At 68.4% G+C, this 16,784-nt stretch carries 19 protein-coding genes; 6 read left to right on the top strand and 13 right to left on the bottom strand.

The annotated features are described in order from the left end of the window. On the top strand, positions 1–1,161 hold the full coding sequence (locus C5F75_RS15125; RefSeq protein WP_059574242.1) for an MFS transporter: 1,161 nt from the start codon (positions 1–3) through the stop codon (positions 1,159–1,161). Between the two features lie 189 nt (positions 1,162–1,350). Here the strand turns inward: C5F75_RS15125 and fahA are convergent, their stop codons facing one another. Genes fahA through C5F75_RS15150 form a run of 5 tightly spaced genes read right to left on the bottom strand, consistent with a single transcriptional unit; the run spans position 1,351 to position 7,307 of the window. Beyond that, positions 1,351–2,682, bottom strand: coding sequence for a fumarylacetoacetase (gene fahA / locus C5F75_RS15130; RefSeq protein ID WP_104012408.1), 1,332 nt, complete (start codon positions 2,680–2,682; stop codon positions 1,351–1,353). Next, positions 2,679–4,013, bottom strand: coding sequence for a homogentisate 1,2-dioxygenase (gene hmgA, locus C5F75_RS15135; RefSeq protein ID WP_104012409.1), 1,335 nt, complete (start codon positions 4,011–4,013; stop codon positions 2,679–2,681). The genes fahA and hmgA overlap by 4 nt, the downstream gene beginning before the upstream one ends. Before the next feature lie 15 nt (positions 4,014–4,028). Then, complete coding sequence (locus tag C5F75_RS15140; RefSeq protein ID WP_104012410.1) at positions 4,029–5,390, bottom strand: MFS transporter; 1,362 nt, start codon at positions 5,388–5,390, stop codon at positions 4,029–4,031. After that, the gene (locus C5F75_RS15145; protein ID WP_059642074.1) at positions 5,387–5,617 is read right to left on the bottom strand and encodes a DUF2783 domain-containing protein; all 231 of its coding nucleotides are present in this window, start codon (positions 5,615–5,617) and stop codon (positions 5,387–5,389) included. The genes C5F75_RS15140 and C5F75_RS15145 overlap by 4 nt, the downstream gene beginning before the upstream one ends. A 28-nt stretch (positions 5,618–5,645) precedes the next feature. After that, entirely contained in the window at positions 5,646–7,307 is a 1,662-nt protein-coding gene (locus tag C5F75_RS15150; RefSeq protein ID WP_104012411.1) for an FAD-dependent oxidoreductase, read from the bottom strand. 352 nt (positions 7,308–7,659) lie between these two features. On the opposite strand from C5F75_RS15150, the gene C5F75_RS15155 reads away from it, so the two are divergent. Next, complete coding sequence (locus tag C5F75_RS15155; protein WP_059574247.1) at positions 7,660–8,463, top strand: EAL domain-containing protein; 804 nt, start codon at positions 7,660–7,662, stop codon at positions 8,461–8,463. A gap of 197 nt (positions 8,464–8,660) precedes the next feature. On the opposite strand, the gene C5F75_RS15160 is transcribed toward C5F75_RS15155, so the two are convergent. Next, complete coding sequence (locus C5F75_RS15160) at positions 8,661–9,071, bottom strand: GFA family protein (RefSeq protein ID WP_104012424.1); 411 nt, start codon at positions 9,069–9,071, stop codon at positions 8,661–8,663. Positions 9,072–9,223: 152 nt separating this feature from the next. Beyond that, positions 9,224–10,015, bottom strand: coding sequence for an IclR family transcriptional regulator (locus C5F75_RS15165; RefSeq protein ID WP_104012412.1), 792 nt, complete (start codon positions 10,013–10,015; stop codon positions 9,224–9,226). A 113-nt stretch (positions 10,016–10,128) separates the two neighbouring features. On the opposite strand from C5F75_RS15165, the gene C5F75_RS15170 reads away from it, so the two are divergent. Beyond that, complete coding sequence (locus C5F75_RS15170) at positions 10,129–11,316, top strand: acyl-CoA dehydrogenase (RefSeq protein WP_060011435.1); 1,188 nt, start codon at positions 10,129–10,131, stop codon at positions 11,314–11,316. 130 nt (positions 11,317–11,446) lie between these two features. On the opposite strand, the gene C5F75_RS15175 is transcribed toward C5F75_RS15170, so the two are convergent. Then, positions 11,447–12,085 carry a peroxiredoxin gene (locus C5F75_RS15175; RefSeq protein ID WP_006476788.1) on the bottom strand — a complete coding sequence of 213 codons (639 nt, stop codon included), beginning with the start codon at positions 12,083–12,085 and terminating at the stop codon, positions 11,447–11,449. 317 nt (positions 12,086–12,402) lie between these two features. Between C5F75_RS15175 and C5F75_RS15180 the strand changes: the two genes are divergently transcribed. From C5F75_RS15180 to C5F75_RS15190, 3 genes are all read left to right on the top strand, one after another. Beyond that, positions 12,403–12,705: a DUF883 family protein gene (locus tag C5F75_RS15180; protein ID WP_006494044.1), complete on the top strand. Its 303-nt coding sequence runs from the start codon at positions 12,403–12,405 to the stop codon at positions 12,703–12,705. A gap of 122 nt (positions 12,706–12,827) precedes the next feature. After that, complete coding sequence (locus tag C5F75_RS15185) at positions 12,828–13,217, top strand: phage holin family protein (RefSeq protein WP_059574251.1); 390 nt, start codon at positions 12,828–12,830, stop codon at positions 13,215–13,217. A gap of 43 nt (positions 13,218–13,260) precedes the next feature. Then, a complete protein-coding gene (locus C5F75_RS15190) occupies positions 13,261–13,704 on the top strand; it encodes a DUF3318 domain-containing protein (RefSeq protein WP_059574252.1) in 444 nt (147 codons plus the stop codon). Between the two features lie 67 nt (positions 13,705–13,771). Here the strand turns inward: C5F75_RS15190 and C5F75_RS15195 are convergent, their stop codons facing one another. The 5 genes from C5F75_RS15195 to C5F75_RS15215 all read right to left on the bottom strand — a co-directional run bounded on the left by C5F75_RS15195 (position 13,772) and on the right by C5F75_RS15215 (position 16,696). Further along, positions 13,772–14,218 carry a type IV pilin protein gene (locus C5F75_RS15195; RefSeq protein ID WP_181035419.1) on the bottom strand — a complete coding sequence of 149 codons (447 nt, stop codon included), beginning with the start codon at positions 14,216–14,218 and terminating at the stop codon, positions 13,772–13,774. Continuing rightward, the gene (locus C5F75_RS15200) at positions 14,215–14,742 is read right to left on the bottom strand and encodes a hypothetical protein (RefSeq protein ID WP_181035421.1); all 528 of its coding nucleotides are present in this window, start codon (positions 14,740–14,742) and stop codon (positions 14,215–14,217) included. Before C5F75_RS15200 ends, C5F75_RS15195 begins: the two co-directional genes overlap by 4 nt. Before the next feature lie 143 nt (positions 14,743–14,885). Next, positions 14,886–15,719, bottom strand: coding sequence for a PilW family protein (locus tag C5F75_RS15205; RefSeq protein WP_104012413.1), 834 nt, complete (start codon positions 15,717–15,719; stop codon positions 14,886–14,888). Next, complete coding sequence (locus C5F75_RS15210; RefSeq protein WP_407641350.1) at positions 15,709–16,101, bottom strand: type IV pilus modification PilV family protein; 393 nt, start codon at positions 16,099–16,101, stop codon at positions 15,709–15,711. The genes C5F75_RS15205 and C5F75_RS15210 overlap by 11 nt, the downstream gene beginning before the upstream one ends. Before the next feature lie 31 nt (positions 16,102–16,132). Continuing rightward, positions 16,133–16,696, bottom strand: a complete 564-nt coding sequence (locus C5F75_RS15215) for a GspH/FimT family pseudopilin (protein WP_104012414.1) — start codon at positions 16,694–16,696, stop codon at positions 16,133–16,135. Positions 16,697–16,784 lie beyond the last annotated feature (88 nt).

The raw sequence follows: 16,784 nt of genomic DNA on the forward strand, positions 1-16,784 counted from the left end.
ATGAAAGCCATTCTCAATCGCGATTTCCTCGCGCTGATCCTGAGCGTCGCGGTCGTCGGCCTCGGCACCGGCGCCACGCTTCCCCTCACCGCGCTCGCGCTGACCGAAGCCGGACACGGCACCAACGTCGTCGGCATGCTGACGGCCGCGCAGGCCCTCGGCGGCCTCGCGATCGTGCCGTTCGTCACCGCGCTCGCGCGGCACATCGGTGCGCGCCGCGCGATCGTCGTGTCGGTCGTGCTGCTCGCGGCCGCCACCGCGCTGATGCAGTTCACGTCGAACCTGATCCTGTGGGGCGTGCTGCGCGTGCTGTGCGGCGCCGCGCTGATGCTGCTGTTCACGATCGGCGAAGCATGGGTCAACCAGCTCGCCGACGATTCGACACGCGGCCGCGTGGTCGCGATCTATGCGACCAATTTCACGCTGTTCCAGATGGCCGGCCCCGTGCTCGTCAGCCAGATCGCCGGCGCGACGCGTATTCGCTTCGCGCTGTGCGGCGCGCTGTTCCTGCTCGCGCTGCCGACGCTCGCGACGATCCGCCGCGCGCCGCTCGCCGGCGACGACGCGCATCACGAAGCGCACGGCCGCTGGCTCGACGTGCTGCCGCGCATGCCCGCGCTGATCATCGGCACCGGCTTCTTCGCGCTGTTCGACACGCTCGCGCTGTCGCTGCTGCCGCTCTACGCGATGGATCACGGCGTCGCGAGCGCGACCGCCGTGCTGCTCGCGTCGATCATGCTGTTCGGCGATACCGCGATGCAGTTCCCGATCGGCTGGCTCGCGGACAAGCTCGGCCGCGAACGCGTACACCTCGGCGCGGGCTGGATCGTGCTGGGCGGCCTGCCGCTGCTGCCGTTCGTCATCGCCAATCCGTGGCTGTGCTGGCCGCTGCTGTTCGTGCTCGGCGCGGCCGCCGGCAGCATCTATACGCTGTCGCTCGTCGCGTGCGGCGAACGTTTCCGCGGCGCCGCGCTCGTCACCGCGAGTTCGCTCGTGTCGGCGTCGTGGAGCGCCGCGAGCTTCGGCGGGCCGCTGATTGCCGGCGCGTTGATGGAGCAGTTGGGCAGCCATGCGTTGGTCGGCGTGCTGGTCGCCTGTGTCGCCGCCTTCGTCGGGGCCGCGTTGTGGGAACGACGCGCCGCGGTGCAACGCGCGATCTGATGCAGATTGGCGTTGGCGTTGGCGTTGGCGTTGGCGTTGGCGCGCGGCATCATGCACCGGTACGCATCGGCCCGCTCGCGCCCACTCTCCGGTAAACGGAAACGGCCCGCGCAATGCGGGCCGCCCTGTCCTTCCTGACTACGCGTGATCTACACGTGACCTACGCGTGACGTTCCGCGCTGCAATCCGTCACGCGCTCCGCGCCGGCAAGATCTTGCCCGCACACGTGCCGAAGCCGACGCGATAGCCGTCGCCCTGGCACCAGCCGGCGAGCGTCAGCTCGTCGCCGTCCTCGATGAACGTACGGCTGCCGCCGCCCGTCAGCGCGAGCGGCTCCTTGCCGTTCCACGTCAGTTCGAGCAGGCTGCCGAACGAATCCTTCGTCGGCCCGCTGATCGTGCCCGAGCCCATCAGGTCGCCCACGCGCGTGTTGCAGCCCGCGACCGTGTGATGCGCGAGCTGCTGCGCCATCGTCCAGTACATGTGCCTGAAGTTCGTGCGGCAGATCGACGTGGCCTCGGCCGCACCTTCGGCGCGCAGCGTCACTTCCAGCGCGATGTCGAACGCGTGCTTGCCCGCATGCCGCAGATACGCGAGCGGCGGCGGCGACTGCTCGGGCTGCGCGACGCGAAACGGTTCAAGCGCGTCGAGCGTGACGATCCACGGCGAGATCGTCGTCGCGAAGCCCTTCGAATTGAATGGCCCCAGCGGCACGTACTCCCACTGCTGGATATCGCGTGCGCTCCAGTCGTTCAGCAGCACCATCCCGAAGATATGCGCTTCCGCGTCCTCGCACGCGATCGGCTCGCCGAGCGCGTTGCCGCGGCCGACGATGAAACCCGTTTCCAGTTCGATATCGAGCTTGCGGCACGCGCCGAACACCGGACGCTCCTGGTCGGGCAGCTTCAGCTGCCCGTTCGGGCGCCGCACCGGCGTGCCGCTCACGACCACTGACGACGCGCGGCCGTTGTAGCCGATCGGCATTTCCGACCAGTTCGGCAGCAGCGCATTTTTCGGATCGCGAAACATCGAGCCGACGTTGGTCGCGTGCTCCTTCGACGAATAGAAATCGGTGTAGCCGGGAATCTCGACCGGCAGATGCAGCGTCGCGTCGCGCTGCGGCACCAGCACCTTCGCGCGCAGCGCGGCATCGTCGCGCAGCCGTGCGTTGTCGCGCGAGAACAGGTCGGACAGTTGCACGCGCACGCTGCGCCATGCATCGCGGCCGAGCGCGATGAAATCGTTCAGCGTCGGCTGCTCGAACGCGCGATCGCGCATCTCGACAAAATCCTCGGGGCTCGACAGCGGCAACGTCAGCAGCCCGGCTCGCTTCAGTTCGGCCAGGTCGACGATCTGGTCGCCAAGCGCGACGCCCGCGCGGCGCGCCGTCTGCTTCGCATCGCTGAAGATTCCGAACGGCAGGTTCTGGATCGGGAAATCGCAGGCGGGATCGTTCGCGGTATCGACCCAGCTCCTGCGAGCCGGGTCGAGCGTCGCGCGCCAGTCTTGGGTATCGCTCACTTTTGCTCCGGATTGAAGTGTTTCTTGATGCCTTGCCAGCATTCGAAGTAATCGGCCTGCAGCTGTGCGGTATCGAGCGCGTAGCGCGTCGGCCGGATCAGCGTGCGGGTTTCGAACATGAACGCCATCGTCGCGTCGACCTTGTGCGGCTTCGTCGTGTCGCTCGCGGACGCCTTCTCGAACGTGTCCGCGTCGGGCCCGTGGCCCGACATGCAGTTGTGCAGGCTCGCGCCGCCCGGCACGAAGCCTTCGGCCTTCGCGTCGTACGCGCCGTGCACGAGCCCCATGAACTCGCTCGCGACGTTGCGGTGGAACCACGGCGGGCGGAACGTATCCTCGGCCGCGAGCCAGCGCGGCGGGAAGATCACGAAGTCGATCGTGTCGACGCCCGGCGTGTCGCTCTGCGCCTGCAGCACGAGGAAGATCGACGGATCGGGATGGTCGAAGCTGATCGAGCCGATCGTGTTGAACAGGCGCAGATCGTATTTGTACGGCGCGTAGTTGCCGTGCCACGCGACGACGTCGAGCGGCGAATGGCCGATGTCCGCGCGCCACAGGCGCCCGTTCAGTTTCGCGATCAGCTCGAACGCGCCTTCGCGGTCTTCGTACGCGGCCTGCGGCGTCAGGAAGTCGCGCGGGTTCGCGAGCCCGTTCGAGCCGATCGGGCCGAGATCCGGCAGCCGCAGCAGCGCGCCGAAGTTTTCGCAGATGTAGCCGCGCGCGTCGCCGTCCGGCAGCGCGACCGAAAAACGCACGCCGCGCGGGATCACCGCGATCTCGAACGGCTCGATGTCGAGCCGGCCCAATTCCGTCGCGATGAACAGGCGCCCCTGCTGCGGCACGATCAGCAGTTCACCGTCCGCGCTGTAGAAGAAGCGGTCCTGCATCGACCGGTTCGCCGCATACAGATGGATCGCGCAGCCGTTCATCGCGGCGGCCGAACCGTTGCCGGCCATCGTCACGAGGCCGTCGACGAAATCGGTCGGCTCGACCGGCATCGGCAGCGGATCCCAGCGCAACTGGTTCGGCGGCGTCGGCGGCACGTCGGCCGAATCGCCGAACTCCGACACGAGCCGCTGCGCGCCCGCATACGGCTCGAACGGCCGGTGCACGGCGGCGGGGCGAATCCGGTACAGCCACGAGCGGCGGTTGTGGCCGCGCGGTGCGGTAAACGCGGTGCCCGACAACTGCTCCGCGTACAGCCCGTACGGCGCGCGCTGCGGCGAGTTGCGGCCGTGCGGCAGCGCGCCGGGCAGCGCCTCGGTCGCGAACTCGTTCGCGAAACCGCTGAGGTAGCCGGCGGTCGCCGGTGTCGACAGGTCAAGCGTCATCGTTTCCTTTCTCCATCAATTCAGGGCGGCGTTCGGCGCCTGCGCGCCGTTGCGCCGCGACACACCGGCCAGCCCGAGGACGAATAGCGCCGAGCACAGCACGGGCACCGCGGCCGCGTGGAACAGCGCGCCGTTCGACCAGTTCAGCGCAATCAGTTGCCCGCCGACGAGCGGCCCGAGCACCGAGCCGATCCGGCCGATGCCGAGGCTCCAGCCGATGCCCGTCGAGCGCAGCGACGTCGGGTAATACTGGCCCGCGAGCGCGTTCACGGCCGGCTGTCCGCCGACCACGCAGAACCCGCCCGCGAACACGACGACCAGCAGCCACGGCAGCGCATGCGCGACCGAGCCGATCAGTCCCACCGACACGGCCGCGCACGCGAAGCACGCGAACAGCACGCGCACGAAGCCGTAACGTTCGATGAACCAGCCGAGCGACAGCGTGCCGATCACGCCGCCCGTCTGCAGCACCGTGCCGACGATCACCGCCGTGCCCGGCGAATAACCGGCATCGCGCATCACGGTCGGCAGCCAGTTCGACAGGAAGTACAGGTCGATCAGGTTCATGAAGCTGATGGCCCACAGCAGCAGCGTGACGGGCAGGCGGCCATGGCGGAACAGCTCGGCGACCGGCGCGCCGCTCGCCGCGCGTTCGCGCACGACGAGCCGCGTGTTCGCATCGATGCCGGCGGCCGGCGCGAAGCGCGCGAGCCAGTCGCGCGCCTGCGCGACACGCCCTTTCAGCACCAGGAACTGCAGCGACTCGGGCAGCCGCGCGACCATCGCGATCATCAGCACGAGCGGCACCGCGCCGCCGACGAAGAACACCGAGCGCCAGCCGAGCGCCGGAATCAGCGCCGCGCTGATGAAGCCGCCGAGCGCCGCGCCGAGCGTGAAGCCGCACGACACGATCATCATCCGCTTCACGCGATGCGCGGCCGGGCTGAATTCGCCGACCAGCGCCATCGCGTTCGGCATGATGCAGCCGAGGCCGAGGCCCGTGACGAAGCGCAGCGCCATCAGCACCGGGATCGAGCTCGCGAACGGCGTCGCGAGCATCGTCACCGAGAAGAACAGCGTCGAGCCGATCAGCACCGGACGCCGGCCGATCCGGTCGGCCAGCACCGACAGCCCGAGCGCGCCGAGCAGCATCCCGAACAGGCTCGCGCTGAACACCGGCCCGAGCGCCTGCTTCGGCACGCCCCATTCGGCGATCACGCTCGGCGCGACGTAGCCCATCGCCTGCGCATCGAAACCGTCGATCACGAGGCACAGCCCGCACAGCGCGAGCAGCATCCAGTGAAAACCCGGGCGATGGGTCTCGTCGATCACGCGCTCGACTTCGAGCACGCGCGTATCGGCCGGCGCCGCGCTCATCGCGCCACCTCGGCGGACGGATGCACGGGCGGCGTCACGCCCTGGCGCGCGAGCGCCATCGCTTCGCGCAGCACGTCGGCGTCGCCGACCTGGTTCGCGAGCAGCAGGATCAGCTTCGCGTTGACGAGCTGGCTGTCGGCGTCCGACAGGTCGCGATGCATGTCGATCAGCGCTTCGTAGAACGCGTCGGGGTCGGCCAGGCGCGGGCGGGTATCGAGTGAGGGCATGACGGTGTCTCCGGTGTCTTTATCGTAGTCAGCGTGCGCAGGTCGCGCGCGCCAGTGCGTCGGCGATCGCTTGACGGTCGAGCGTGCGCGTGCGTGCGCACACGTGCTCGTCGGGACGCAGCAGGTAGAACGTGCCGGGCTGCGCGTCGTAGCGCTGCGCGGCGAGCCCGTCGACGTCCTCCACGACGTCGACGCCGGCTGCCGGACGCGCGTGCCCGGCCGGCACGACGAGCACCGGCCGCACCGTCGGCGCGAGACCGCTGACGGCCTGCGCGAGCGCGGCCGCGTCGCCGGGCAATCCGAACAGCACGCCGGTGAAGCCGCCGCACAGATGCCGCAGCAGCCAGCCGGACGCGCCGTGCGCACGCACCGGCGCATCGGCCGCCGCCGCGCCCGGCCGCATCGCGCATGCGAATGCGTCGCCGCCGCGGTCCGGCGTGTTCAGCGGCGAATCGGCCAGCACGGCCGGCACCGACAGGCGCCCGCTGTTCACCAGCCTGCGCGCGAATTCGCAGTCGCGCGCGAGCTTCAGCGTCGCATCGCGGAACACGCGCGACACCGCGCTCTTCGGCGTGATGAAATCGGTCGAGCGCGTCGAGTGGCGGATGTTCTCGTCCGCCGCGAACTCGCGCTCGCTCGCATAGGTGTCGAGCAGGCGGTCGTGCGCGTGGCCGTCGAGCACCAGCTTCAGCTTCCACGCGAGGTTGTCCGCATCCTGCACGCCGCTGTTCGCGCCACGCGCGCCGAACGGCGACACGCCGTGCGCCGAATCGCCGGCGAACAGCACGCGGCCGTGCCGGAACGTGTCCATCCGCTGGCAGCGGAACGTATAGACGCTCACCCACTCGAGCTCGAACTCGACGTCCGGCCCGAGCAGCGCGCGCACGCGCGGGATCACGCGCTCCGGCTGCTTTTCGGCGACGGGATCGGCATCCCAGCCGAGCTGGAAGTCGATGCGCCACACGTTGTCGGGCTGGCGGTGCAGCAGCACCGACTGGTTGCGATGAAACGGCGGATCGAACCAGAACCAGCGCTCGGTCGGAAACTCCGCCTTCATCTTCACGTCGGCGATCAGGAAGCGATCCTTGAACGTGCGGCCGCGGCTCTCCAGGCCCATCATCGTGCGCATCGGGCTGCGCGAGCCGTCGGCCGCGACCACGTACTGCGCGTGCAGCGTCGCGACGCCGTCCGGCGTCTCGATCGTCAGCACCGCGTGTTCGGCCGACTGCGCGACGCCCGTCACCTTGTGCTTCCAGCGGATGTCGATGTTCGGCAGCTCGAACGCGCGATCGGCAAGATAGCCTTCGACGTAGTACTGCTGCAGGTTGATGAACGCGGGGCGCGCATGCCCTTCCTCGGGCAGCAGGTCGAACGCGTACAGTTGCTCGTCCTGCAGGAACACCTTGCCGACGTGCCAGCTCACGCCCTTGTCGACGAAACGCTCGCCGCAGCCGAGCCGGTCGAAGATCTCGAGCGTGCGCTTCGCGAAGCAGATCGCGCGCGAGCCGGTCGACAGCGTGTCGTCGTCGTCGAGCAGCACGACCGGCACGCCCTGCTGCGCGAGGTCGATCGCGGCCGCGAGGCCCACCGGCCCCGCGCCGACGACGATCACCGGGTGGACGGCCGCGTCGTGCGCGCGGGCGCGGTACTCGAACTTCAGCGTCTGGTAATCGATGCTCATGGTCGCCATCCGCCCCTCAATCCCGCCGGGCGCACCGCCGCGCCCGGCGTCGCGTCCGTCTCCTGCCGGCGCGCGTGCCCGCCTGTCCTGTCAACCGCCACGTCTCGCTCCTTGCTTCCTGTTGATTCGTGAACGGCGCCGTTTCGCGGCGCCTGCCTGCCGCATTTCTTGATCGGCGACAAATCTTTGGATTTACGAATAGTAAAACCAATTACGAATAGTGAAATCAACGTAAACCCTAGTCGTTCACTCGGGGACGGGATAACCATATGAGCGAAACGCCGAGCCGAGCGCGGCGCGCGCTGCTAATATCAAGACAACGAGGCGGCCCTTTCGGCCGCCATTTTTCCTTTTCACGCCGATGATTCCGCCTACCATCCCCGAGCTGGTCGCCCGTGCCGGGCAACTGCCGTATCTGCGGGAGCACCTCGCGCTTGCCGAAGGCGGCACCGCGTGCGCGAATCTGCCCGAGCGCACGCTCGCCAGTGCGTACGAGCCGATCTACGACGTGACGATGCCCGGCGCGCCGCAATCGACGTCGTTCGCCGACGCGATCGAGCGCTACGGCGACGAGCTCGGCTTCCAGGCCGTCACGCTGGTCACGGGCGCGCAGCACGATCCGGTCGACGCGGCCGTCGACGACCAGACGCTCGTCGCGATCGACCGCCTGTCGCGCGCGCTGCACGCGATCAATTTCTTCGGTGCGCAGCGTCACGGTCTGCTGTTCCTGCGCGTGCACGAGCGGCTGCTCAAGAGCGTGAAGTACGACCACGGCAAGCATTTCTCGTCGGTGCTGCAGCGCTTCGGGCTGCCGCCCGAGCGGATCGTGATCGAGCTGCCGGCGGTCGCGGTCGCCCACAAGACGTTCCTCGGCTACCTGACGCGCAGCTACCAGCATCACGGCTTCAAGGTCGCGGACAAGCTGCCCGACCCGGGCCGCATCCTCGCGGTCGAATCGGACATGGCGCGCCCCGACTACATCAAGATGGATGCGGGCATCGCGCTGCGCGACGGGATGGTCAAGGCGCTCGTCGCCTATGCGCAGCGCGTGCGGATTCCGCTGATCTTCGACGGTGTGGTCGACGAGACGCAGTGCGAGCTGCTGCGCCAGCACGACGTGCGGTTCATGCAGGGGCCGGTGTTCGCGAAAGTCGTGACGGCCTGAGCGGCGCGGCGGAAGGTGCGCGCCGCGCGCGGGGCGTCGCACGCTGAATGACGGCGTGTCGTGCCGCTTCGGGAATCGGGTTTCAGCACGCGGCGTCGCTCGACGCCGGCCGGTTTCTTGTTCGTTACGCGCAAAGGTCGAACCTGCCTGCGCGCGAGATCCACACCGGCGCGTCGGCGTGAACCAGCCGCCTATTCTTATTCTCTTCCACCGTCGTCGTACTTCGGCAGATCGTCGTCGATCTCGATGCCCGGGAAACGATCTCCGTACCAGACATGCCACGCCGGACGCAGCCGCGACGGCTCGTCGAGCGTCGCGTAATTGATCTCGACCGTCCGCGGCGCCACGGAGCGCCGGTATTCGAGCTGCGCGCCGCAGCGGCCGCAGAAACGCCGCTCGCCCCACGCGCTCGACGCATAGACGGTCGGTTCGCCCTGCAGGTATTCGAATGCGTCGATCGGCACCGATGCCGATGCGACGACCGCCGCGCCCGTCGTACGCTGGCAGAGCCGGCAGTGGCAGAAGCCGGCATCGGCCGGCAGGCCGGCGATCCGGTAGCGAATCGCGCCGCATGCGCATCCGCCTTCCATCGTTTCGGGGTGCAGCATCGCGAACCTCATGATCGTCAGGACACAGGCGAACGATGATGAGCGCGGTTCGCCCGTCGCACAATACGCAACCGCGCCGCCCCTTCCGCTTCCGCCCCCGCGACCAACGAACCCGTTGCCGGGCGACGGCGAACTGCGCGCGCGCTCGTTGCTCAGACCGTCTGCCCGAGCCGTTGCGCGAGCGCCTTCAGCTTCGGCCCGACTTGCGTGCGGAACACGCCCTCGTCCATCGACGATGCGGGGCCGCTGCAGCTCAGGATCAGCCAGCGCCCCTCGCGCGGCTCGCGAAACGGCACGGCTGCCGCATTCACGTCCGTGTGCCACGCGCGGAACGAATAGCAGCAACCGCTCGCCGAGAACTCGGCCACCGCGTGCTGCGCGGCGGTGACGAGCGCATCGGCATCGGCCGCGCCGCCGGCCGCGCGGTGCAGCTCGGCATAGAGCGCACCGCGCACGTCCTCCGGCTGCACGGCCAGGTACGCGCGCCCCATCGAGCTCGTCAGCATCGACAGCCGCGAACCGGGCGCGAGCCCGAGCGTCAGCGCGGTCTCGCTGCGGATCGTCTCCAGATAGATCATGTCGAGCCCGTCGCGGCAGCCGAGCGACACGGCCGCGCCAATCTCGCGCGCGAGCGCCTGCATGTGCGGCCGCGCGAGATCGATCGTCCCCGAGCCCGACAGCAACGCGTAGCCGAGCGACAGCACGCCGGCGTCCAGCGCATACTTGCCGAGCGTCTCGTCGTAGCGCAGATAGCCGAGCACGGTCAGCGTATAGGCGAGCCGGTTCACCGTCGCCTTCGGCAGGCCGGTGCGTTCCGCGAAATCGCGATTGCCCAGCATCGTCTCGCCGGGCCGAAAGGCGCGCAGCAGGTCGAGCCCGCGCGCGAGCGCGACGACGAACTTGCGCTCGTCGATCGTGGTGTCGTCGGTGGTTGAAAGCGTCATCCGGTGCTACACTGAGTTCAATTTGCAAAACATTGTTCCGCACAGCGGAACCATAGTCAAGCGAACTTTGGCATGGGGCCGGCTGGAAGACCGGACCAACAGGAGATGAGACGATGAGTGCTGCAACTTTTCATTGGGACGATCCGCTGCTGCTCGACCAGCAACTGACCGAGGACGAGCGGATGGTGCGCGACGCCGCGCAGGCCTACGCACAGGACAAGCTCGCGCCGCGCGTCACCGAAGCGTTCCGCCACGAACGCACCGACGCGGCCATCTTTCGCGAGATGGGCGAACTCGGCCTGCTCGGCCCGACGATTCCCGAGGAATATGGCGGCCCCGGCCTCAACTACGTGAGCTACGGGCTGATCGCGCGCGAAGTCGAGCGCGTCGATTCGGGCTACCGGTCGATGATGTCCGTGCAGTCGTCGCTCGTGATGGTGCCGATCTTCGAATTCGGCTCCGACGCGCAGAAGCGGAAATACCTGCCGAAGCTCGCGACCGGCGAATGGATCGGCTGCTTCGGGCTGACCGAGCCGAACCACGGCTCCGACCCGGGCAGCATGGTCACGCGTGCGAAGAAGGTGCCGGGCGGCTACGCGCTGTCCGGCGCGAAGATGTGGATCACCAACTCGCCGATCGCCGACGTGTTCGTCGTGTGGGCGAAACTGGAAGAAAACGGCAAGGACGCGATCCGCGGCTTCATCCTCGAGAAGGGCTGGAAGGGCCTGTCGGCGCCGGCGATCCACGGCAAGGTCGGGCTGCGCGCGTCGATCACCGGCGAGATCGTGCTCGACGAGGTGTTCGTGCCCGAAGAGAACCTGATGCCGAACGTGAGCGGCCTGCGCGGCCCGTTCACCTGCCTGAACTCGGCGCGCTACGGGATCGCGTGGGGCGCGCTCGGCGCCGCCGAGTCGTGCTGGCACACCGCACGCCAGTACGTGCTCGACCGCCAGCAGTTCGGCCGGCCGCTCGCCGCGAACCAGTTGATCCAGAAGAAGCTCGCCGACATGCAGACCGAAATCACGCTCGGCCTGCAAGGCGTGCTGCGCCTCGGCCGGATGAAGGACGAAGGCACGGCCGCCGTCGAGATCACGTCGATCATGAAGCGCAACTCGTGCGGCAAGGCGCTCGACATCGCGCGGCTCGCGCGCGACATGCTCGGCGGCAACGGCATCTCCGACGAATTCGGCGTCGCGCGCCATCTCGTGAACCTCGAAGTGGTGAACACGTACGAAGGCACGCACGACATCCACGCGCTGATCCTCGGCCGCGCGCAGACGGGCATCCAGGCGTTCTTCTGATGATTCGACCATGACGCACGCGGCGGCGGCGATGCCGCGCCTGCGAGCGCCGCCACGTAAAAGGCCCGTCCGGCATCGCTGCCGGACGGGCCTTTGTCATCGTAGCCGCGGGCAGGGGCTGCGTCGATGCTTACTTGTTCGGCTGCGGCGTCAGGCGCAGATACGGACGCACCGCGTTGAAGCCCTTCGGGAAGCGCTTTTTCAGTTCTTCCGGATCCTGCAGCGACGGCACGATCACGACGTCGTCGCCGTCCTTCCAGTTGCCGGGCGTCGCGACCTTGTAATTGTCGGTCAACTGCAGCGAATCGATCACGCGCAGCACTTCGTCGAAATTGCGCCCCGTGCTGGCCGGATAGGTGATCGTGAGCCGCACCTTCTTGTTCGGGTCGATCACGAACAGCGAACGCACCGTCAGCGTTTCGTTCGCATTCGGGTGAATCATGTCGTACAGCTGCGACACCTTGCGGTCCGCGTCGGCGATGATCGGGAAGCCCACGACCGTCGACTGCGTCTCGTTGATGTCGTTGATCCAGCCCTTGTGCGATTCGACGCCGTCGACCGACAGCGCGATCACCTTCACGTTGCGTTTCTCGAATTCGCCCTTCAGCTTCGAGGTCAGCCCGAGTTCGGTCGTGCACACCGGCGTGTAGTCGGCCGGATGCGAGAACAGGACACCCCAGCTGTTGCCGAGCCACTCGTGAAACTTGATGGTGCCCAGGCTCGATTCCTGCTCGAAATCCGGTGCGATGTCGCCAAGACGCAGACTCATGATGTTCCCTCCTCGAACGATGCTGGTTGAAACCGCGCGCCGGACAGCGCGGGGCAGTCCATCAGCTTACGGGAAGCAATGGGCCGTGCGAACGATTATTCCGTTTGATATTCATACTTTTTTGTCATTTTTACCCGGCGTCGTGGGAGAACGGACGGCAGCGGGGAAACTTTTCAATCCGTTTGCCGCTCTGTTCATCATTACAAGTCGTTTACCATGCAGTCTTGCGCTGCCGCCGTGCGTCTTCCCGGCTCGCCAGCAGGCACGGGTTTCGCTACGATGTGAACCTGCAGCATGACAGCACGAAGGGAGTTGCAATGTCGGAAATCAACAAGGAGAAACTGATGTCGGATATCAAAACCGTTCTCTCGGACGCCGAAGACCTGCTCAAGCAAGCTGCGAGCAGCACGGGCGACCGTGCGGCCGAGCTGCGCGAGAAAGCCATGTCGCGCCTGAAGCAGGCCAAGGAAAAGGCAGCCGACGTCCAGGTCGTGGTGGTCGAGAAAGGCAAGAAGGCCGCGCGCGCGACCGACGACTACGTGCACGAGCATCCGTGGACGTCGATCGGCGTGGCTGCCGGCGTTGGCGTGCTGATCGGCCTGCTGATCAACCGCAAGTAACGCGCTTTGCGCCGTTTCGTCCCGCGGGCCGCATGATGACGCGGCGCGCGGGCGTCGAAGCCGGCCGGCCTGCGCCGGCGGCTTTGTCCTAGCTGCTCACTGTACGCGCAAGCACCGCATCCATGACGACAGACACCCCCTCGCAGCCGTCCGGTCAAGGACCGCTGCGCCGCCTCGTCGGCTCGGCCATCGGCCTCCTGCAAACGCGCCTCGAACTGGTGGGCATCGAGCTTGCCGAGGAGAAGGAGCGCCTGATGGGCGTGCTGTTCCTCGGCCTCGCCGCGATGATGCTCGCGACGATGGCACTCATCAGCCTGACCGTGCTGATCGCGATCGCGTTCTGGGATACCTACCGCTGGCAGTCGCTCGCCGCGATCACCGCGCTGTATGCCGTTGGCGGCATCGTATGCGGGCTGAAGGCGCGCTCGGGCCTGCGGGGCGCGCCAACCGTGTTCGAGGCGACGCTCGCCGAACTCGAGAAAGACCGCGACCTGTTCCGCGGCAAGCCGTGAACGCCCTCGCGCTCATCCCTTCCACCTACTTCGCCGACGCGCCATGAGCCAGAACATCACGGGCAATCCATCCCGCTCCCATTCGTCGCGATCGAACTGGAGCGCGTCGCAGCACCGCGCGCTGCGCAAGGAACTGCTGATCCTGCGATCCGAAGTCGAGCGGCTCGAACTCGCGGAAGCCGCCGCCGAAATGCGCCAGGCCGTCACGCGCTTCAGCTGGCTCAAGGTGTTCATCCCCGGGCTGTCGACCGGCAAGTTCGGCCAGTCGGCCAGGAACCTGAACGCAAGCCTCGGCCACCTCGTCAACCAGTATCCGATGCTGAGTTCCCTCGCATCGCTCGTGCTCGCGAAACCCGTTCGCTCGCTGCTACGCGCAAGCGCGGGCCCCGCGTTGAAGTGGGGCACGCTCGGCTTCGCCGCATGGGAGGTCTACCGGATCTGGAAGCAGTCCCGCGACGAGCGCGGGCTCGACGCACGCGACGACTGACCGCGGGCCTCCTGCGCGCACGGCCATGCGCCGCCGCGCGCGTTCGTTGCGCGCGTTCGTTGCGAACTCAGCGCACGCCCCAGCAGGCAGCGCCTGGTTCGTCGGCGCCCCCACTTCCCGCATTGCCTTTCGTCCCGTCCGAGCGCAGCGTGAACATGCCGCATGCATCGTCGCGCATCGGCCCCGTTTCGAGCGGCGTCGCTACCAGTTCATAGCTCACCGGCGACTCGTCGCCGTCCGGCCGCCCGAGCGTCAATCGATACACGGCCGGCCCGTCCGGCGGCGCCTGCGCGAGCACGTCCGGCAATGCCGCCGGCGGTGCACCGTCGAGCGTTTCGAGATACTGGGCCGCACGGTACAGCGCGGACACCGCCGACGCGCGGTGAACCCGCACGACATGCTCGCGATACGACGGGATACCCCACCCGGCCAGCACCGCGACGATCGCGAGCACGATCATCAGTTCGATCAGCGTGAACCCCGCCGCTCGAGCCCTGAACAGGCGGCCGTTCATCGAAGCACCGCCGCGACACGACGCCAGCGCAGCACGACGATATGGCCGTCCCGCATCGCAACCTGGTGCTGCAGCCATACGGCACTCGACGCGTGCGCGCCGACACCGCGCGCGGTCACAAGATAAGCGCGGTCGCGTGCCTGCCCTGCCGGACGCCGCCACGCCTCGATCAGGCATCGCGGCGGCTGCTCGGCCATCGGCCATTCGGCGAATGGCGCGAACGCTTCGGCAGCCGCCAGCGGCGGCATGCGTCGCCATGCGTCGGGCTCCGCATGCGATTCGCTTTCGTACACATACGGCGCCGAGCCGCGCAGCAATCGCGCGGTACACGCGGCAAGCGCGGCATCGGCCGCGTGGAATGCAATCAGCCGATCGGACAATGCGCGTGTGCGGCGCGACTCCGTCAGCGCGGCGTCGAACCATGTACCGGTCAGTGCCGCGACCGCTGCGCCGATGGCGATCACCGCAGGCAACGCAAGGCCCGCATCGCGCCGCCACGCACGGCGACCGGGCCGGAAACGCATGTTCGGCTCGCGCGGAGTCGCCGCTGGAACGCGAGCACGTACGGCGTGCTGCCGATCGCCGCCGCTCGCGACGCTGCGCTCGTGCGCGTGGCCAGCCTCGCCGCGTCGCAAGATGCCATCCCGCGCGTATCGCGCTGCTCCGCTCATCGCGCCACCTCGCTTGCTCGAATGGCATCATGCGACGCAGCGTCGGCGGCGAGCGCGACGTTGCGCAACGCGACGATGCGATCGAGCGTCAAACGGGCGCGGCCGTCCGACGGCACGGCAACGCGGCCGTCGCAGTCGACCTGACGCGCCGGTTCGCGCATCGGCTCGCCGCGCGCCCTGACGCAGAGATGCACGGCCACGACCTCGCGCCAGTCGTCGGCACGCATCGCGTCAGCGTCGACGAACCGCATGGCGCCGCGACGCAAATAACGGATGCGCAACTGATCGATCCCCGCCACGACGGGCTGCGGCGTGCCCGGACGGCCGCTTCCTTCGCAATACAGTTCGGGCTCGCCCGTCGACGGGCTGACATACGCATCGAAGCGATTCTCCACCGGCGCCGGCTCGCCCGGCTCGCCGACACCCTGCCCGAGGCAATCCGACGCCTGGCCGCTCACCGTCGTCCACGTGGACACGGCATCGCCGACATACCGGACCAGCAACGCGTCCGACGCCGAACGCGCGGGCTCGCAGCGCACCTGTGCGCCGCTACCGCGCACGCGTGCCGTCGAACAGCCGAACACCGGCGGCAACGGCGATGCCGCTTCGGCATCGAGCGGCCGGAAACCCGCCATCTGGATCTGCTGACCGATCAGCATCAGCGCGGCAGCCGCCGCGTCGCGCATCCTGAACCCGTCTTCCGCGCGACGCTGCGCAATGCGCTGCGCGTGGTACAGCGCACCGGCCGCCGCGAGCACGAGCAGCCCGACGGTCATCGCAATCAGCACTTCGAGCAGCGTATGGCCACACGTACGGCGATCAGCGCTCATCGCGTGCCCTCTCCCGAAACGGTATCCGGACACACGATCGCGGCTGCGCTGACGACGCCCCTGCCGCATCGCAGCGCGGCGACGCGCCCCCGTTGCCGCCCCGCCAGCCGACGACCGCGTAGCGGACGCCGCCCGGCCCGCCGTCGAGCGTCATCGCGCCACCGGGCAACGAGGTCGCCGCCGACGCCGCGAGGCCGTCGTCGACCGCCGCCGCGGCATGCAGACGCTCGATACGTGCATCGGCCAGCCACAGCGCGCGCTCGCGCCAGATCGTCGCGCGCTGCGTACGCGCCATCGCGAGCTGGCTGCCGGCGACCGCCAACATCACGGTGGCGAGCAGCGCGATGGCGAGCGTCGCCTCGAGCAACGACGTACCGCGCATGGCATGGCGCATGGCGCATGGCGCATGGCGATCATGCCGCGTCGCAGCGGCCGGCGACCAGCCGCGCGCGGCCGCCGGCCGCGATGCGCACGCAACGCGATGCGCGCGCGTCGTCGGCATCGGACACGCCGCGCCTCGGACGCAACTCGAAACGCCGAATCCCGCCGATCGACTGGCCGGCCGGCGGCGCAAACGCGAGCTCATGCGCGGCGCCCACGACGGCCACTTCCGCATCGCGCGGATAGCGTCGCAGCACACGCGAGTACCCGTCGACCTGCCCGCTGACGATCCAGTCGCACGACCATTCGGCCGGATCGCACCGCTCTCCGGCACGCAGGCAGGCGCCGTCGCGCCCGGCGCGGCACAGCGTGACGCGCGTACCGAGGCGCGTTGCCTCGGTACGCGCAAACGACAGCGCACCGAGCAGCGCGCGCGAGCGGGCATCCACGCGTTCACGCATGCGCCACTGGTCGAATGTGGGCACCGCATAGAGCGCCAGGCCCGCCGCCAGCGACAGGGCGACCATCAGCTCGACGAGCGTGAATCCGCCCGATCGTTGCACCACATTCTTCAAGGATTGAGCGCCAGGTTCCATCGCAATCGTCCTCCGCCACGGTGATGCGACGACTGTAGCGGCGCGTGCGGACGCACGCCATTGGCCGAACGGCCGACTGGCGACATGC

Origin of the sequence: Burkholderia anthinoferrum (assembly GCF_002925705.1) — a bacterium.
In the GTDB taxonomy this organism is placed as follows: Bacteria; Pseudomonadota; Gammaproteobacteria; order Burkholderiales; family Burkholderiaceae; genus Burkholderia; species Burkholderia semiarida.

Coding starts and splice junctions, on each gene's coding strand:
- C5F75_RS15125 (WP_059574242.1), top strand. CDS start 1: ATGAAAGCCATTCTCAATCGCGATTTCCTCGCGCTGATCCTGAGCGTC.
- hmgA (WP_104012409.1), bottom strand. CDS start 4,013: ATGACGCTTGACCTGTCGACACCGGCGACCGCCGGCTACCTCAGCGGT.
- C5F75_RS15140 (WP_104012410.1), bottom strand. CDS start 5,390: ATGAGCGCGGCGCCGGCCGATACGCGCGTGCTCGAAGTCGAGCGCGTG.
- C5F75_RS15145 (WP_059642074.1), bottom strand. CDS start 5,617: ATGCCCTCACTCGATACCCGCCCGCGCCTGGCCGACCCCGACGCGTTC.
- C5F75_RS15150 (WP_104012411.1), bottom strand. CDS start 7,307: ATGGCGACCATGAGCATCGATTACCAGACGCTGAAGTTCGAGTACCGC.
- C5F75_RS15155 (WP_059574247.1), top strand. CDS start 7,660: ATGATTCCGCCTACCATCCCCGAGCTGGTCGCCCGTGCCGGGCAACTG.
- C5F75_RS15160 (WP_104012424.1), bottom strand. CDS start 9,071: ATGCTGCACCCCGAAACGATGGAAGGCGGATGCGCATGCGGCGCGATT.
- C5F75_RS15165 (WP_104012412.1), bottom strand. CDS start 10,015: ATGACGCTTTCAACCACCGACGACACCACGATCGACGAGCGCAAGTTC.
- C5F75_RS15170 (WP_060011435.1), top strand. CDS start 10,129: ATGAGTGCTGCAACTTTTCATTGGGACGATCCGCTGCTGCTCGACCAG.
- C5F75_RS15175 (WP_006476788.1), bottom strand. CDS start 12,085: ATGAGTCTGCGTCTTGGCGACATCGCACCGGATTTCGAGCAGGAATCG.
- C5F75_RS15180 (WP_006494044.1), top strand. CDS start 12,403: ATGTCGGAAATCAACAAGGAGAAACTGATGTCGGATATCAAAACCGTT.
- C5F75_RS15185 (WP_059574251.1), top strand. CDS start 12,828: ATGACGACAGACACCCCCTCGCAGCCGTCCGGTCAAGGACCGCTGCGC.
- C5F75_RS15190 (WP_059574252.1), top strand. CDS start 13,261: ATGAGCCAGAACATCACGGGCAATCCATCCCGCTCCCATTCGTCGCGA.
- C5F75_RS15195 (WP_181035419.1), bottom strand. CDS start 14,218: ATGAACGGCCGCCTGTTCAGGGCTCGAGCGGCGGGGTTCACGCTGATC.
- C5F75_RS15200 (WP_181035421.1), bottom strand. CDS start 14,742: ATGCGTTTCCGGCCCGGTCGCCGTGCGTGGCGGCGCGATGCGGGCCTT.
- C5F75_RS15205 (WP_104012413.1), bottom strand. CDS start 15,719: ATGAGCGCTGATCGCCGTACGTGTGGCCATACGCTGCTCGAAGTGCTG.
- C5F75_RS15210 (WP_407641350.1), bottom strand. CDS start 16,101: ATGCGCGGTACGTCGTTGCTCGAGGCGACGCTCGCCATCGCGCTGCTC.
- C5F75_RS15215 (WP_104012414.1), bottom strand. CDS start 16,696: ATGGAACCTGGCGCTCAATCCTTGAAGAATGTGGTGCAACGATCGGGC.